Source organism: Paracoccus marinaquae, assembly GCF_018860165.1.
GTDB lineage: Bacteria > Pseudomonadota > Alphaproteobacteria > Rhodobacterales > Rhodobacteraceae > Paracoccus > Paracoccus marinaquae.
Map to the genome: position 1 here is coordinate 1 of NZ_JAHKNG010000059.1, position 14,786 is coordinate 14,786.

At 65.5% G+C, this 14,786-nt stretch carries 15 protein-coding genes and 1 pseudogene; 2 read left to right on the top strand and 14 right to left on the bottom strand.

What is annotated here, in order from left to right; translation table 11 throughout:
* Nucleotides 1-119: 119 nt before the first annotated feature.
* From KNW02_RS18805 to KNW02_RS18860, 13 genes and pseudogenes are all read right to left on the bottom strand, one after another.
* Nucleotides 120-1,172, bottom strand: a complete 1,053-nt coding sequence (locus KNW02_RS18805) for a phage portal protein (RefSeq protein ID WP_252734111.1) — start codon at nt 1,170-1,172, stop codon at nt 120-122.
* Nucleotides 1,172-1,375 (bottom strand): phage head-tail joining protein, encoded by a 204-nt coding sequence (locus KNW02_RS18810; protein ID WP_216034740.1) that lies wholly within the window; start codon nt 1,373-1,375, stop codon nt 1,172-1,174. Before KNW02_RS18810 ends, KNW02_RS18805 begins: the two co-directional genes overlap by 1 nt.
* Nucleotides 1,375-3,363, bottom strand: coding sequence for a phage terminase large subunit family protein (locus KNW02_RS18815; RefSeq protein WP_216034741.1), 1,989 nt, complete (start codon nt 3,361-3,363; stop codon nt 1,375-1,377). Before KNW02_RS18815 ends, KNW02_RS18810 begins: the two co-directional genes overlap by 1 nt.
* Nucleotides 3,350-3,949: an elements of external origin gene (locus KNW02_RS18820; RefSeq protein ID WP_216034742.1), complete on the bottom strand. Its 600-nt coding sequence runs from the start codon at nt 3,947-3,949 to the stop codon at nt 3,350-3,352. The genes KNW02_RS18815 and KNW02_RS18820 overlap by 14 nt, the downstream gene beginning before the upstream one ends.
* Before the next feature lie 58 nt (nt 3,950-4,007).
* The gene (locus tag KNW02_RS18825; RefSeq protein WP_216034743.1) at nt 4,008-4,826 is read right to left on the bottom strand and encodes a GIY-YIG nuclease family protein; all 819 of its coding nucleotides are present in this window, start codon (nt 4,824-4,826) and stop codon (nt 4,008-4,010) included.
* Nucleotides 4,827-4,934: 108 nt separating this feature from the next.
* Nucleotides 4,935-6,209: a site-specific DNA-methyltransferase gene (locus KNW02_RS18830; protein ID WP_216034744.1), complete on the bottom strand. Its 1,275-nt coding sequence runs from the start codon at nt 6,207-6,209 to the stop codon at nt 4,935-4,937.
* A gap of 563 nt (nt 6,210-6,772) precedes the next feature.
* Nucleotides 6,773-7,444 carry a hypothetical protein gene (locus KNW02_RS18835; RefSeq protein WP_216034745.1) on the bottom strand — a complete coding sequence of 224 codons (672 nt, stop codon included), beginning with the start codon at nt 7,442-7,444 and terminating at the stop codon, nt 6,773-6,775.
* The gene (locus tag KNW02_RS21000) at nt 7,441-8,094 is read right to left on the bottom strand and encodes a DNA methyltransferase (protein ID WP_252734113.1); all 654 of its coding nucleotides are present in this window, start codon (nt 8,092-8,094) and stop codon (nt 7,441-7,443) included. Before KNW02_RS21000 ends, KNW02_RS18835 begins: the two co-directional genes overlap by 4 nt.
* Nucleotides 8,095-8,143: 49 nt before the next feature.
* Nucleotides 8,144-8,605: pseudogene (locus KNW02_RS21005) on the bottom strand (DNA cytosine methyltransferase); the annotation flags it as partial.
* Nucleotides 8,606-8,610: 5 nt separating this feature from the next.
* Nucleotides 8,611-9,579 (bottom strand): helix-turn-helix domain-containing protein, encoded by a 969-nt coding sequence (locus KNW02_RS18845; RefSeq protein ID WP_216034746.1) that lies wholly within the window; start codon nt 9,577-9,579, stop codon nt 8,611-8,613.
* The gene (locus KNW02_RS18850; protein WP_216034747.1) at nt 9,576-9,971 is read right to left on the bottom strand and encodes a VRR-NUC domain-containing protein; all 396 of its coding nucleotides are present in this window, start codon (nt 9,969-9,971) and stop codon (nt 9,576-9,578) included. Before KNW02_RS18850 ends, KNW02_RS18845 begins: the two co-directional genes overlap by 4 nt.
* On the bottom strand, nt 9,968-10,204 hold the full coding sequence (locus KNW02_RS18855; RefSeq protein WP_216034748.1) for a hypothetical protein: 237 nt from the start codon (nt 10,202-10,204) through the stop codon (nt 9,968-9,970). Before KNW02_RS18855 ends, KNW02_RS18850 begins: the two co-directional genes overlap by 4 nt.
* Nucleotides 10,204-10,461 (bottom strand): helix-turn-helix transcriptional regulator, encoded by a 258-nt coding sequence (locus KNW02_RS18860; protein WP_216034749.1) that lies wholly within the window; start codon nt 10,459-10,461, stop codon nt 10,204-10,206. Before KNW02_RS18860 ends, KNW02_RS18855 begins: the two co-directional genes overlap by 1 nt.
* 554 nt (nt 10,462-11,015) lie before the next feature.
* Here KNW02_RS18860 and KNW02_RS18865 point away from each other — a divergent pair.
* Complete coding sequence (locus tag KNW02_RS18865) at nt 11,016-12,281, top strand: tyrosine-type recombinase/integrase (RefSeq protein WP_216034750.1); 1,266 nt, start codon at nt 11,016-11,018, stop codon at nt 12,279-12,281.
* Nucleotides 12,282-12,305: 24 nt separating this feature from the next.
* Here the strand turns inward: KNW02_RS18865 and KNW02_RS18870 are convergent, their stop codons facing one another.
* Nucleotides 12,306-12,905, bottom strand: a complete 600-nt coding sequence (locus KNW02_RS18870) for a hypothetical protein (RefSeq protein ID WP_216034751.1) — start codon at nt 12,903-12,905, stop codon at nt 12,306-12,308.
* A 352-nt stretch (nt 12,906-13,257) separates the two neighbouring features.
* On the opposite strand from KNW02_RS18870, the gene KNW02_RS18875 reads away from it, so the two are divergent.
* Nucleotides 13,258-14,598 (top strand): DUF7986 domain-containing protein, encoded by a 1,341-nt coding sequence (locus tag KNW02_RS18875; RefSeq protein WP_216034752.1) that lies wholly within the window; start codon nt 13,258-13,260, stop codon nt 14,596-14,598.
* Nucleotides 14,599-14,786: the final 188 nt, after the last annotated feature.

The following is a 14,786-nucleotide window of genomic DNA, read 5'->3' on the forward strand; positions in this document are numbered from 1 at the left end:
CGAGACGGCGAAAAAGAAACGAAAGGAGACATCTGCATTGACGCCAACATGACGCGCAGAACATAACAACCGGGTGGGTCAGATCTCGGTGACAATGCCGGGTCAATTCTCAGTGGCAATCAACAGTGCAGCTGCACCCGGTGCCATTCATAGACGCCCGCCGTGCTGCTCGGCTGGTTGAACTTGATGTCCTTGCCGCCACGGGCATAGGCGATGAGGCCGGGTTCGAACTGTTCGATCCGGTTGCCGGACGCATCCTCGACCACAGGGGCGATGGACTGCTGATCCTCGTCCGCCCCGAAGACGATGCCGACCAGACAGGCTTCGGTGCGCTTGCGCACCAGTTCCGCCTGCTGCCAGTCATCGACATCGCGGATCGCCCGCATGGCCGGTGTCCCCCATGGCACGCCGCGGGACTGCACCCGCTGGCGCTCGAAGAGATGGGCGACGCGCTCGGCGGGCAGGCGCGTGGAGTCGAGCCGCCGCGAGAAGACCGGCGAGGTATCGCCCGGATGGTCCGAGAACATCCAATAGGCCGCACGGCGCCCGCCCCGGTCATATTCGATGCCCTGGCTGATGCGGGAGCCGTCGCTGCGGCTGTCGAAACGGGCGGCATCGAGATGATCGGCCTCGCGGAGTTCGATCCGCAGCGGCACATCGCGTGATCCCGCGGCGCGGACGGTTCGGCGGATGGCAAAGACATCGCCGCCCTCGATCATCTCCCGCACCGCCAGCCCCAGAAGCCCGTGAAAATCCGTATGCCCGTGCTGATCGCAGCCTGCGGCCCAGCGCTTCCAGAGCGCATCGACCTGTCTGTTCAGCGTGGCATCGCCGGTTGCGGCCCGCGGCCGTATGCCGGTGCCGACGATATTGTTGACGAGCACCTGCACCGCCTGCGCGGCCATCGGGTTGTTGCGCACGAGATCGCGCATGCGGTGCCTGAGCAGCGGGCCGTCGGCGGCGATCTCCGCATCGGCGGCCGTGCCGCGTGATGACCAGCCGGAGGTTCCGCGCCCGCGCCCCGCGGCATCGTAATCCCGGCGCAGATTGCTGATGGCGACCCGGGCGGCATAGCGTCGGGCCGCTGTCCGGGGTGCCAGTGCCGAGAGGGCAGCATCCATCAGCCCCCAGCGCACGCGCGGGGCGGTTCTGTCGTGATGATCGGGCATCATCAGCTCCGACGGAACCCGGCAAAACCGGCAACGGGACGGGGACGACCGGCGGCACCCGCCATCTCGCGCTCGATCAGGCGGATGCGGCCCAAAAGATCCTCGGCACTGCCATAGTCCACCGATTTGCCGTCATAGGCGACGCGGGTCGTGCCCGCCGCATAGGCCCGGCGCAGGGCGTCAAGTTCCGTCTCTGTCCAGGCCATCAGAACCAGTTCCCTCTCTTCCTCTCGCCCAGCCAGCCCGAATTGCGGGGCGGGGGCGCTGTGATCATCTGCCGCTGCGGCTGACCCGCAGGCTGTGTCGTCTCGGACTTTCCAGGCGCAAGCTGCTCTTCCAGCTGTTCCCAGCGCGTCTCGTCCCAGCGGTCCATGCCCATCAGCCAGGCGGCGGCGCGGGCATAGACCCGGCAGTCCAGCGCCTCGTTGCGGTCCCGGGTCTGCTGCCATTCCAGCCGCTGAAACCCCTGCCGGGTCTTGACCGTCATCAGCTGCTCGGCGGTCAGCTGCTTCGTCCATTCGGCCGTGGTCCCGCGCGGGATATGCACGAACCCCGCCGGATGGCCGGTGCCGTCCTGTTGTTCTTCGTCTGTCGGTGCCACGAGTCGCAGAAACCGGTAGGTCTCGGATTTGAACACCGCGCCCGCCACTTTCCAGAGCCGCACGCCGCGCCGGATCTTTCGCCCGGCTTCCGTCACATCGACATAGGTCGGCCCGTCCACGGGCGTCGCGCGGTCGAACCCACCGACGCCCTTCACGGCGATGACCTGTCCATGGCCCATCCGCCTGCACCAGCCATAGACCGCATCGGTCGTGGCCCCGTCGCCGGTATCGATGGCCAGCCGAGCCAGTGCCACGCGCGCCCCGCCCGCATGTTCCCAGGTCTCGCCCAGAACATCCGTCAGATCGGCCCAGACGTCTTCCCGGGCCGTATCGCCTTCCAGAACGACGTGATCGACGAGCCAGCTTTCCAGATTGCGACCCCAGCCCCAGACATCGATCTCGATCCGGTCGCGCTGCACATCGGCGCCGGCCGTCAGCATCAGCGCGCCGTCGGGCACCTGTCCCAGCGAGAAATCCTCGCGCCGCTCATAAAGCCGCTGCCAGTCCGGCGCTTCGCCGCGTTCCTGCCAGGTCTCGCCCAGCACGGTGTTCTTCAGCGTCTTCAGCGCCGCATCATTGCCCTGCGCGGCCTCCCAGCCCCGGGCGATCTCGGTCCATGACAGCCAGCCCAGCGGCGAATAAAGTCCGCTGATATGAAAGCCAGTGATGCCTGCGGCCTGCGCGCGGCGCAGCAGCTCCGGTTCCGCCGTCGGCAGCCATCTGGCCCCGTTGGCCTCGTCCATCATCTCGGTCTTGTGCCGTTCGGCAATCGGCTCATTGCAGTGCTCGCAATGATATGCCGCCGTTTCCGGCTGGCCGGGCACCCAGCGCAGGCGCTCGAACTTCAGCCATTGCAGCGCCCCGCAATGCGGGCAGGGCACATGGTAGCGCTGCTGGTCGGACAGTTCATATTCCCGCTCGATCCGCGACAGCCCCTTCACCGTCGGCGTCGAGGCCAGAAACACCTTGCTGCGATGCCCGAAGCTGATCGTGCGGGCTTCGGCCAGCGCAATCGGATCGCCCTCGCCGTCGATATCGCCCGGATAGGCGTCGACCTCGTCCAGAAACACCCAGCGCGCTGGCATGGATCGCAGCCCCACCGCGCTGTTCGCCCCGGTCAGGATCAGTTGACCGCCCGGAAACCGCTTGCCCAGAATGGTATTGCCGCTGTCCTTGGACCTTGACGGCATCACCAGCGCCCGCAGATCCGGACTCTCCTCTATCAGCGGGTCGATCCGCTGCTGCGACAGGCGCTTCGCGAGATCGACGGTCGGCTGCACCGCCAGAAACGGCCCCGGCGCGCGGTGGATACAGAAGCCGATCCAGTTATTCCCCGCCTCGGTTGCGCCCACCTGCGCGGCCTTCATGAACACCACCCTTTGCGCCGGGTTGGCGGGCGAGAGCGCATCCATGATCCCGCGCATATAGGGCGTCCGGTCGGTCCGGTATGGCCCGGCCTCCGAGGCCGCACGCGAGGAGAGGATCCGGTGCCGGTCCGACCACTGGCTGACGGTCTGGCTCGGATCCGGCGCCAGACCATCCAGCCATGCTCGCTGAATGTCATCCGCGCCGTCATAGTCAGCGAAGGTCAATCTTCACCTCGGCCATGTCTGCCAGATGCGCCCGCAGGTAGCGGTCCAGCACCTGTTCCAGCGCATGGGCCTCGACACCCAGTTCCGCCGCCATGTTCGCCGCCACCCGCGGCGGCCAGTTCAGCCAGGCATCGCGTTCCCGCCGCGCCAGATCGAAAACGCTGTTCGTCGCCCGCGCCCGGTCGATCAGCTCGCCCTTCATCTTCTCCAGCCGCACCCGCGCCGTCTGCGCCTTCAGCACTTCATTCGCCATCCGCGCGCGCAGGAAGGACACCTCACCGCCCGAGCCGGCGGTGGTATCAGTGCTGTCGCCCAGCGTGGCATTCACGGCATCAATGGCCGCTTTTGGCACCGGCTTCGTGGCGGCGCCGCGGGCGGTACCGGCGGCAGTCCTCGTGCCCAGCGCCTGCGCATGGACGCCGCGCTGCTTCGCCGGATCGGTCTGGCGCTCCCATTCCGCGTCGGCGCGCGCGGGATCGATAGTCCCGTCCGCCTCGACGCTGATCCGCCCGCTGGCAATCGCCTTGCGAACCGCCATGTCGCTCACGCCGCGCATCGACGCATATCTGCGGCGCGAGACGCCCATGGGGTGGTTCCTTTGGGTGGGGTGCACGATTCAGCGAGCGAGGGTAGTAGTGACAGTATTAAAGTTTCTCGCCAGTCTTACTTTCGTACCAATCGCGAATGCGCATGCACAACAGACCGACTAACGGCGCTTCAAATATGGAGGCGGACTCGCCATATGGCGTAAACGAAGGCGCGTCGTACTGGTCCATCGCCCATATGCCTAATACCTCGCCATCACGGGTGACGACCGAACCATCGTCGCAGAGATTGACCGGATAGACCAACGCACCGCTAACAGGGATGCCGTACCGCTGACGTGCATCCCGAAGCGCGTCACCGTCCAGTTGGGTGGGGGGATCAAGCGGCGGTAGTGTGGGTTTCGGCTCGCGCTTGCCGGTCTTTCTCCTCTTCTTCCCCTGACGCCAAGGCGGAGCCGGGTTCGCGGCCGCGCGCTCCATCTGCCGACGAAGATTTGCCTCGTCGAAAGCGCCGCCCGAACTGACCTGATCCTGAAAGACCGACGCGTAGCCTATCGTCTCCGGCATTCGTCCCTCGCTCGCGGGGATGCTGGGGATAGATGCATTGAACCTTGGCGCATAGGCACGAATAGCCGTGCTCTCCCTTTCGTTCATTTCTTCGGGTGGGCAGGGCGCCAGTGCGAGAGACCATGGCAGTGAGACGTCAGAAACTCGATGGTAGAAGCGGCCCAGGCTATCGATCGGTCGCTCCGTCAGGTCCCATGATTGCCCGATATAGACGACCTCCCCCGCGCAACCGATCAGGTAAATACCGCTTCTTTGCCTGAGACCCGCGTAAAGAGTATTCAGATCCCGATGCGGATTGCGGACAAAGACCTGCCGTCGCCACGCCACGAATTGCTTATGGTTGTCCAGCATCCCGCCCCGTTTCCAATGCAGCTACTGAAGCTACTGCGGGCATTCTATTTTTGCCGGATGGAATTGCCACCCCTGCGATCAGACCTCTGGTGCTCGACGCCTGCAAAGCTATACCGGCGTCTTCCGTTCGCTCATCACCTCGTCAAATCCGCGCCCGTCTCCCTCCAGTACCGCCACGCCCCCGGTCAGGTTCTGCCATCGCGCCACGGCCACATCGACATAGGCGGGGTTCAGCTCGATGCCGTAGCAGACCCGGCCCGTGGTCTCGGCCGCGATCAGTGTCGTGCCGGAGCCCATGAAGGGTTCATACACTGCCTGCCCCGGGCTGGAGTTGTTCAGGATCGGGCGGCGCATGCATTCGACCGGTTTCTGGGTGCCGTGGACGGTTTCGGCATCGTGATCCTTATTGGCGATGTGCCACAGCGTCGTCTGCTTGCGATCCCCGGCCCAATGGCCCTTGCCGCGCTTCTTCACCGCATACCAGCAGGGTTCGTGCTGCCAGTGATAATCGCCACGGCTCAGCACCAGCCGGTCCTTGGCCCAGATGATCTGCGAGCGGATATCAAAACCCGCCGCGATCAGGCTGTCGGCGACGGTGGTCGCATGCAGCGCGCCATGCCAGACATAGGCGACATCGCCCGGAAACAGCGCCCAGGCCTCGCGCCAGTCGGCACGATCATCGTTCAGCACCTTGCCCGTGCGCTTGGTCCTGGCAGCGCCGGTCTGGTTGCGCCATGACGGGTCGTATTCGACGCCATAGGGCGGATCGGTCACCATCAGCAGCGGTTTGATGCCGGCCAGCAGTTTTTCGACATCGGTGGCGATGGTGGAATCGCCGCAGAGCAGGCGGTGGTTGCCCATGATCCAGAGATCACCGGGGCGCGAGACCGGATCGGCCGGCGGCTCCGGCACCTCGTCCTCGCCCGCGATCGCTCCGTCCGTGCTGCCGTCGAGATCGCCGAGCAGCGCGTCCAGCTCGGCCTCGGAGAAACCGATGATGTCGATGTCGAAGTCGATGTCGCGCAGGCTTTCCAGTTCCGCGCGCAGCAACTCCTCGTCCCAGCCGGCATTCTCGGCGATCCTGTTGTCGGCGATAACCAGCGCCCGGCGCTGCGCCTCGGTCAGATGGTCCAGCACGATCACCGGCACCTCGGCCAGCCCCAGCTTCTGCGCCGCCATCAGCCGACCGTGTCCTGCGATAATGACGTCGTCGCCGCCGATCAGGATCGGGTTGGTGAAGCCGAACTCGGCGATGGAGGCCGCGATCTGGGCGATCTGACCCTCGGAATGGGTGCGGGCATTGCGGGCATAGGGAACCAGCTTTGCGGTGGCCGTCATCTCGATCTGCAAGGCACGTTCTCCGCTTCCGCCGCTGCGGGTCATGAAAAAGCCGGGCGGTGGGACGCCCGGCGCGTTGTTTCCTGTGGTCGGGGCAGGGCGCGAACCCTGCGAACCCAAAGGTGCGAACCCGGGGCGCGAACCCAGAATTTTTCTCTGTCGCTAGAGGGTTAGCGAGCCTCTGCCCCCCGCATAGGATCGATGCGGCAGAGGAACCAAGGCCGGGGGGCAGGGCGCTCGCCCGGCCTCACCTCGCCTGATCGTAGGTCAAATATGGGCCGAAACCGCTGATAATGTCGCGCCCTAAGTTCGACCCGTTGGCGCCCTCACGGCACCCCGTTCGTGCCCCCGCCGCGCGGTTTGACGCCCGGTTCTGCACCGGTCGATTTTGCGCCGACGGTTTGCGCTGGCTTTTTCTCAAGCCTCTTCAGGGCCTTGGAGACGGTCAGCAGGCTCGCTGTCCAGCGCCGCCAGGCGGTGGACCGCACGCAGCCGACATGACGGCAGATGGTCTGCCAGCGATGGCCCTCACCGACAGGCCGCTCGCGTCTATGTCTGCATCTCCTCTTTTTTGATCGGGGCCGAGGCCCGCAAGGCAGCGCGACCGCTCATTTCGCCGAAGCCCTGGCCTTCCAAGGCCTTACCCTCGGCATCACCTCCGTCACCTCGACCTCGCGCAGCATCCCACCCGCGATAAGCCCGTCGCGGATCCAGCCCAGTGCCTGCCACCAGTCGTCATAGGCGCGGTGGGCGGCTTCGATCTGGTGGGGATGGGGCGAGAAAGTGACGGGGCAGGCCAGAATATCGACGCTGCGCCACTTGCCACGGGTCAGAACCCGCGCCGTGCCGATGACCGTCGTGGCCGCCCGCTCCCCATGCTGGTTGCGCTTCACTTCGACCGGCACGCAGCGCGGCACGGCACTGGGCATCCAATCGGGCGTCAGCCCGGCGCGGGCCAGTTCCGCGACCCGGATCGCCATGCGTTTACCGCCCATGCTGTCGGGCATGCCAGCAACGCAGGCGGCGATCACCTCGGCATCCTCGTGGGTGTAGCTGCCGATCTTATACTGGCCACCGTCGATCCTGCAGCCCAGCGCCGCGCGCTGCAGCAGGACATGTTCCAGCCCGTATCCTAAGCTTTCGCCGGTTTTTTCTTCTGGCACGGTCAGTTCCAGCTGCGCCTTCTCGACGCGAAACGCCCATTCCAGCGCCGCCTGCACGCCCAGCGCGCGTTTCACCCGTCCGCCGCCGGTGCGGCCGATCCGCCCCTGAATGCTCATGGCTGCAATCCTTCAAACAGCGACATCTGCGCCGGGCGCTGGTCCTGATCCGCCGGGCGCCAGATCCACGGACCCGAGGCCATGGGCAGCTGCGAGAGCGCGCCACGCATGTGCCGCTGCCAGCGGGTGAACTCCGTTGCCGAGCAGGCGCAGAGCGCGTGCCCGATGGGCCAGCCCATCAGCCATCCGACGAAGAGCGGGTTCAGCCGCCGCCGCGCCCGGCCCTTCAGGATCCGCCGAGATACGGCGCGCCCATGCGAGGCAGTCATGAAAGCCCAGAGCGGGCGCGAGATCGGGGCGTGCGGCGAGGATTGTGGCCCATGCGGCGTGATCGCCGGGACCGGGCGGGTGAAGCCCTGTTCGGCCCGGTAGTGCAGGATATCCATCCGGCTCTTGCCATCCGTCCGGGTGATGCTGGCCTCGGAGCTGCCCTTCCAGTTCTGTGCGGCCGGGGTCGGCCATTGCGCCGCCTGCGCGGGCAGGGGCGGCGTTCCGCCCGAGCCATAGCTCTGACCCGGCCCGCCCTTCGCGCCATCGCTGGCCTTCGGCGTCGACCAGTTGGCGATGCCCAGCGCCAGCGCTTCCGCCTTGCGGGTGAAGTCGCTGTTGCCCGCCGGGTTGTAGGTTCCGGTGCCGGGATGCAGGCTCATCGGTGTGGGCCAGGATGAAGATCCGCAGCCGCTGGTGCGGCGCACTGACTTCTGCCGCGCTGAACAGACCCGCCGCAGGCGTGTAACCCAGTCGCCAAACCTTTCGCAGGACGGATTCGAGGCCGAGGGTGACGTGGCCTGCGACATTTTCGAGGAAGACCCATTCCGGTCGGCATTCGGCGATGACGCGGGCGACCTCGGGCCAGAGATGCCGGGGATCGGACGCGCCGCCGCGCTTTCCTGCGGCACTGAAGGGCTGGCAGGGATATCCGGCGAGGACGATGTCGAAGACGCCACGGAAGGGGCGGGCATCGAAGCTGCGCAGATCGTCCCAGATCGGGGCCGGCGCGAAATACCGCGCGGCTTGCGCCGCGATGAGGACGGATCGAGGCCAGTCCTCCCATTCGACGAAGGCGCGGGTATGATATCCGGGTTCGACGAGCATGAGGCCCATATCCAGGCCTCCGCCGCCTGCGCAGAGGCTGAGTCCGTACCGGGGACGTGACACCATGGCATTCACAGCACCCCTCGTTCGCGCAGGCGCTGGGCCGTGACCAGCCCCCTCTCGAGCATGGCATTGCGCACGGTGTTCGAGATGGCAATGGAGGGCAGATAGCCGTCTCCGTTCACCATCCCGGCGTAGAAACTGGCGATTTCTTCGAGGCTGGCGCGTGGGGCGTCGCCGGGTTTGGATTTGCGCTTGCGGCGGTGATCGCCCTCGGAAGGGGGCGGGGCCTTGGCCGTGCGTGCCGCCCGTTCCATCAGCCGGTCCAGCGCCCGCGGCCCGTCCGGCGGTTCGGGATGGGTTTCCCGGCTATCCCGAGCCAGCGCGACGATCCGGTCCTCGGTCAGCCCGAGATCGGTGATCCAGCGACGGACATGTTCGCGGGCGGGCCAGCCCTGCCACCAGGCGGGAAGGGCGGCGTCGGTGTCCAAGCCCAGCGCATCGAGCAGGTTCCGGAAAAATTCTTCAAATCGGTCTTCGCGCGCCTGCGCGTCTTCCTCCTCCTCCTTTACTGGTTCCCTTAAAGGTTCCCTTACAGGGTTAGTCTCCGGATTCCGGAGATGGCTTTGGGCAAAATCCGGAGATGGCTTTGCCGAAAATCCGGAGATGGACCCATGTCCGGAATCCGGAGTTGGATCGCCGCCCGGTTCGTCTTCCGGCCCTTTATCGCCATCTCCGGTTTCCGGAGACGGGTCTTGTGGAAAGCCCGGTTCAAAACCCAGGATATAGCGGGTGGCCTGACGCTTGTGGGTCCGGGGATCATGCGTCCGGACCCGGTGGATCAGGCGCCGTTCCTCGAGCTTGATGAGATGTTCGTTCAGCGCCGAGACCGACATCTCGGCGTCTTCGGCCAGTCTGACCTGCGTCGGAAAACAGCCGAAGTCGGGATTGTGCCGGTCGCAGAGATGCCAGAGCACGATCTTGGTCGCAGGCTTCAGCCCGCGCTGCTGGATAGCCCAGTTGGTGGCGGCGTGGCTCATGGTGCCGCCCTCCGTGCCGGGGCCGCAATTCGGGTGGAAAAACCGTGATTGGCCAACGCATCCAGCATGTCGTCCAGCGACCGGACCAGCGCCCAGCCAAAGCCCTGTGCCAGAATGGCGTCACGAAAGGCCTCCTGTGACGGGCGCAACCGGCCTTTCGGGGCTTTCAGCTCCAGAAAGAGCACGCGGCCGTCGCAGAGGATCATCAGATCGGCGAAACCGGCATGAACACCCATGCCGACGAGGATCGCCTGGCGTTTGGCGCCGCGCGGTCCGGGCTCGGTGACCTCATTGGCGCAGTGATGGATAATAGCGGTGCGGGGCAGGATCTGGCGCAGGGTGCGGACCACCGCGCGCTGCAGATCGGCTTCAGGGGTGCCGCGGCGCTTCATCGCTGTACCTCATCGGCATCGTTGCGTCGGGCACGAACCGGCCGTCGGGCATCGACGATCAGGCCCAGCAGCCGTGCCTCTTCACGCTCCTCCTCGGTCGCGCCATGGCGGGCCAACACCTCGCAGGCGATGGTAACGAGGCGGTCGCTGTGGTGGGCGGCATCGGCGATGACGGCACGAGCCTCGGCCACACGGTCGGCAGGCCAGTCGGGTTTGTGACAGAGATCCGTCATCAGCGGCGACCTCCGGCGCGGCGGCGGCGCGGGGCGGCCTGTTCCTGCTCTTCCAGCCAGTCCTCGACGGCGGCGCGGCGGTAATAGACCTTTCGGCCGGCGCGGACGCAGGGCGGTCCCATGCGCTGGGCTTCCCAGCGCCGCAGCGTGTCGACCGAGAGGCCGAGTTCGGTGGCGAGGTCCAGGCGGCTGATCCAGCCGCTCATCAGGGTGCGGGGTTTTGCGGTCGGTTCCGGCATCGATCCGAGATGCGGCATCGGGGTCTCCATCATTGCTGTGGAGCCGATTGAGCGCAGATGCCGAGGGGTGGCGGCGAGGCGGAGAGTGGCGCAAAGATTGCCAACTTCGTGCCACCCCATGTTTTGCTGGGTGTGAGGGGTTTGGGGGGATAGCGCAGGTCACGGTGGCGGCGACCGGTGATCACGGTCGGATTGACACCAAAGCGCCAAACACCTGCGAACAGCCGGAAACGTCGGCATTGACCGACATTGAGCGGCAAAGAGGGGGTGGCATCCGGCAGGGCACCGCGCCACCCATTGGAATCATTCAGGATTTACAAAATCGCGTTGGCGAGACCCGGAAAAACGCGTGCTCCACGCTGCGATTTCGGTGGTGCGGTTCAGATCGCGCAGGGACGTCGCAAGCGGCCAGCTGGCCTCTTGAGGCTCAAAACCTTGGCAAAACAAGGGGTGGCGCGATCATGGCGTCCTTTATGCCACTCTCCGCCTCGCCGCCACCCGGTCGGGCATGCTGAACTTGATAGAGCCGCGGAACCACGCCTCATGTCGGATGCCAGAAGGACCGAACGACCATGCCCGAACGCATCAAGCTGACCGAAAAAATCCTGCGCGAGGCCGAGCCCGTGCCGGGGCGGGATTACCAGATCTTTGACAGCGAGATGCGCGGCTTCGCGGTCTGCATCTATCGCGGTGGCGGGCGAGCCTTCACGCTGGATTACCGCCATGCCGGGCGCCAGCGCCGGATGACCTTCGGGCGCTGGCCCGACTGGTCGGTCTCGGCGGCACGCGAACGGGCGCGTGAACTCCGGCGCGAAATCGATGCCGGGGCCGATCCGCTGGCCCTGCGCGAGGAAAAGCGCGAGGCACCCCGCGTCGACGACCTGATCGAACGCTATTGCGCCGAGCATCTGCCGAAACTGTCGGAACGCAGTCAGGCCGATCAGCGCTCGGTCATGGCGAAACTGGTCGCCCCTGTCTGGGGGCGAAAGCTGGTGTCAGAAATCAGCCAGAGCGATGTCGACAGGCTGCTGACGCAGATCGCCGAAGGTCGGGCAAGGCCGCACAAGGCCAAGCCGAACAACCGGGCGCGCAAACTGCAAGGGCCGAAACCGACGCCGGTTCGCGCCAACCGGGTCGGAGAGATCATTCGAAAAATGTTCACGCTGGCGGTGCAATGGGGCTGGTGCGAGGACAATCCCGCCCAGCGCTTCCATCGCCGCATGGAAACACCGCGCGAACGGTTTCTGTCGAAGGAGGAAATCGCCAAGCTTGCCGCAGCGCTGGATGCCGCGGAGGACCGGCGCGCGGCGGACATCATCCGGCTCTGCATGCTGACCGGTGCGCGGTTGGGCGAGGTGCGGCAGGCCCGGTTCGAGCAGTTCAACCTCGAACAGATGAGCTGGTCGAAACCGCCCGCCATGACGAAACAGCGCCGCGCCCATCGGGTGCCGATTTCCGACGAGACCGCTGCCGTCGTGCGGCATCGGCTGATGCTGGTGCCGAAGGGCGTGCCGTGGCTCTTTCCCGGCGACACACCGGGCCAGCCGGTGCAGGAGGTCCGTCGCTTCTGGGCGCGGGTGCAGAAGGAATGCGGGCTGGAGGATGTTCGCATCCACGATCTGCGCCATACCTTCGCCTCGCTGCTGGTCAGTGGCGGGGCCTCGCTGGAGATGATCGGCAAACTGCTGGGCCACAGCCAGATGCAGACGACTTTGCGCTACGCCCACTTGATGGATTCGCCCCTGCGCGCCGGGGTCGATGCCGTGGCCAGCGCCTTCCAGCCGAAGCCCCGGCTGGTGCATGATGCCAGCGCGGCAAAAGATCGGCGATCTGCCTGATCCGTCCCGCTTCGGTGGCGATCGTCACGCTTCCTCGCGTCGCAGCGCCTTCCAGACCGGCGTGACCCGCCGCCGGATGCTACGGCCGTCGGGAATCCGCTCGCCATCGGTTTGATCGGCGAACCAGTCCTGCATCTCGGCGATCAACTCGGCCTGTGTCGGTGGCAGCCCCTGATCGTGAATCCGTGTGATCAATGCGACATTCATCCCCTCCCAGTCATATGGCGTCGCCGCGCCTGGTCCGGATGCCACGCGTCGCACCATGTCGTTCTCGTCTTCGAAGGCGTGAACTTCCTCGGCCAGGATCAGCATATCGGCGATGGCCACTGGAACGCCGCCCGCAGGATCCGTGATTAGCAGCCAGTCTTCCCGGTCGATGGGTTGGATGCGGCGCATGACGCCTTCCGTAGGGCCTGTACCGCAGCGGCGAAACAGCGGCAGCAGTTCCATCGGCGACAAGACGACCTTGCCCGCCACGGTCTCGCTACCACAATGCACCACCGCGATACCCGTCATGACCCGGAACCGGCCCGCATCCGCCCAGCCGGCGATATCGGCGATATTGCAACCCCAGCGGGCGGTGACTTCGTGCAGAGTGTAATGCGTGCGCGGCGGCAGGGCCATGATCTTATCCTCTCCGTTTCTGCAGAGGATCGCCGTCGCTCAAACCCGGTGCAGCCAGCGCCCGAAGGTGCGGGGGGAAGTGGAATTGGCGGCAATAAGGGCAGGGCGCTTCCTTGCGCCCGATTTCCAGTCCCTGAGCTATATTCCGATGAGGTTGCTATGCTTGCGGTTGAGCTTGATTCTCCTCTTGCGCGTGTTTCTGCACTGTTTGCCCGGAGGGAACAAGTCAAGAACATGCGTCGCCGTGCAACCACGCGGATGCTGCCGCGATGTGGATCGGAGGGGTGTTTCGGCGGTGGCATCGGATGCCTCTGTCGGGCTAGAAGCGGGGCAGTCACATGCGGAGAAAATCATGGCTGAGCGCAACGACATTTCCGATCTGCTCACCTTCATCGGCCGGGAGGGCGACTGGCGCGAACGTCTGCAGGAGGTCGTTGCCGAGCACCTGATGCCAGCGCTGGAAGAGTTCGAAATTGACCATGACGGGCTGATCGATCTGCTTGGCGAACAGTGGTCGGGCGTGCTCTGGGGCTGCGGCTTCGAGGATTTCCTGTCCTGCCGCTACGAGGATGGCAATATCGTCGATCTCTATCTGAAGCGGCGGGGCTGGAAGGAAACGGCGCTCAACCGGGATTACTTTGCAGCCCTGCGCGACACGCCGGTCAGCCTCTACGAGGTCAGCGATGTCCAACCCGGCACATCGATGGCGCTACGCGATCTGCTGACAGATGCCGATCCTGTCACCGTGCGCGAAAAATCCGCCAGCCGCACGATGAAGCAATGGGATCGGATTGCCGTGCGGGTGGTGGCCCAGCGCGATCACCATGTCATCTCGGGCGCGCTGCTGCCGTTCCGGACCGAGACGGTGGAGTTCCTGTTCGAGGGGCTGCGCGATGCGCTGAAGCTGAAGAAGCGTGATGCGTTGCGGCTGAGCCGTGAACAGTTGCTGGGCTGCGCGCCGATCTTCACCGCCGCCTGGCTGTTCACCGAACTCGACCGCGTACTCAGCCCGGCGGAAATCCAGCTCAGCAATTCCGATGGTGACGATGTGCAGTTCCATGATCTGCGCTTTCCGCTGGCCAGCGGCGTGACGCAGAAGGCGGTGGCTGAACGGCTGGACCGGGTGAAGGTCTTCGAACCCGAAGGGCCGAAGTTCTGGAACTGGCTGGCCGTGTGCAAGGGCAAGGGTGGCAAGGCGGGCGGCGGCATCATGCTGGACACGCAGATGGACGGGGCCACGGTGCTGGGCACGCTGGAGCTGAAGGGCAAGGCGCTGCTCGTCAACGTCAACTCGGCCGCGCGTGCGGTCAGGGTCGAGGCGCTGGTGACGGAGGCCTGCGGCGATCTGCTTAAACGCCCGCTGACGGCGATCCGGACTATGGAGCAGATGCGCAGCCAACATCACGATGATGGGGCGCAGGACGGCGCCGATGCGATCCCGCCCGAAATCGCCCGGCAACTGATGCAGGAGCATATGGACCGGCATTACCGCGAGACCCTGGACGCGCCGATTCCCGCCCTTGGCGGCAAGTCGCCGCGCGCGGCCGTCCGCACGTCGGCCGGGCGGAAGAAGGTGGTCGAATGGCTGAAATATCTGGAAAACGGCAGCGCCCGGCAGGAAGGCGGTCCGATTGCCGGGTATGATTTCGGCTGGATGTGGGAGGAGCTGGGGCTGCAGGACCTGCGGAAGTGACCATCGAGGTGGCTGCTGTGCCAAAAGTGGTCTGCACTTGACGGGCGTTCAAGGCAAACCGGAGTAATGCTTGAAAGTTGGTGATGCCCTGAGGGGCGGCATATCAAGGCGGTGTCTACGCGCCGTCAATTCTCAGCCGAGAAAGGGATATGCCACATGTCAGAAGCTACCATCACCCATCTGCCCGA

Excerpts from the sequence above, each read along its gene's own strand:
- KNW02_RS18855 (WP_216034748.1), bottom strand. The coding sequence starts at position 10,204 with ATGACGGATCTCTGTCACAAACCCGACTGGCCTGCCGACCGTGTGGCC.
- KNW02_RS18850 (WP_216034747.1), bottom strand. The coding sequence starts at position 9,971 with ATGAAGCGCCGCGGCACCCCTGAAGCCGATCTGCAGCGCGCGGTGGTC.
- KNW02_RS18805 (WP_252734111.1), bottom strand. The coding sequence starts at position 1,172 with ATGATGCCCGATCATCACGACAGAACCGCCCCGCGCGTGCGCTGGGGG.
- KNW02_RS18820 (WP_216034742.1), bottom strand. The coding sequence starts at position 3,949 with ATGGGCGTCTCGCGCCGCAGATATGCGTCGATGCGCGGCGTGAGCGAC.
- KNW02_RS21000 (WP_252734113.1), bottom strand. The coding sequence starts at position 8,094 with ATGAGCCTGCATCCCGGCACCGGAACCTACAACCCGGCGGGCAACAGC.
- KNW02_RS18865 (WP_216034750.1), top strand. The coding sequence starts at position 11,016 with ATGCCCGAACGCATCAAGCTGACCGAAAAAATCCTGCGCGAGGCCGAG.
- KNW02_RS18825 (WP_216034743.1), bottom strand. The coding sequence starts at position 4,826 with ATGCTGGACAACCATAAGCAATTCGTGGCGTGGCGACGGCAGGTCTTT.
- KNW02_RS18870 (WP_216034751.1), bottom strand. The coding sequence starts at position 12,905 with ATGGCCCTGCCGCCGCGCACGCATTACACTCTGCACGAAGTCACCGCC.
- KNW02_RS18845 (WP_216034746.1), bottom strand. The coding sequence starts at position 9,579 with ATGAGCCACGCCGCCACCAACTGGGCTATCCAGCAGCGCGGGCTGAAG.
- KNW02_RS18830 (WP_216034744.1), bottom strand. The coding sequence starts at position 6,209 with ATGACCCGCAGCGGCGGAAGCGGAGAACGTGCCTTGCAGATCGAGATG.
- KNW02_RS18810 (WP_216034740.1), bottom strand. The coding sequence starts at position 1,375 with ATGGCCTGGACAGAGACGGAACTTGACGCCCTGCGCCGGGCCTATGCG.
- KNW02_RS18875 (WP_216034752.1), top strand. The coding sequence starts at position 13,258 with ATGGCTGAGCGCAACGACATTTCCGATCTGCTCACCTTCATCGGCCGG.
- KNW02_RS18860 (WP_216034749.1), bottom strand. The coding sequence starts at position 10,461 with ATGCCGCATCTCGGATCGATGCCGGAACCGACCGCAAAACCCCGCACC.
- KNW02_RS18835 (WP_216034745.1), bottom strand. The coding sequence starts at position 7,444 with ATGAGCATTCAGGGGCGGATCGGCCGCACCGGCGGCGGACGGGTGAAA.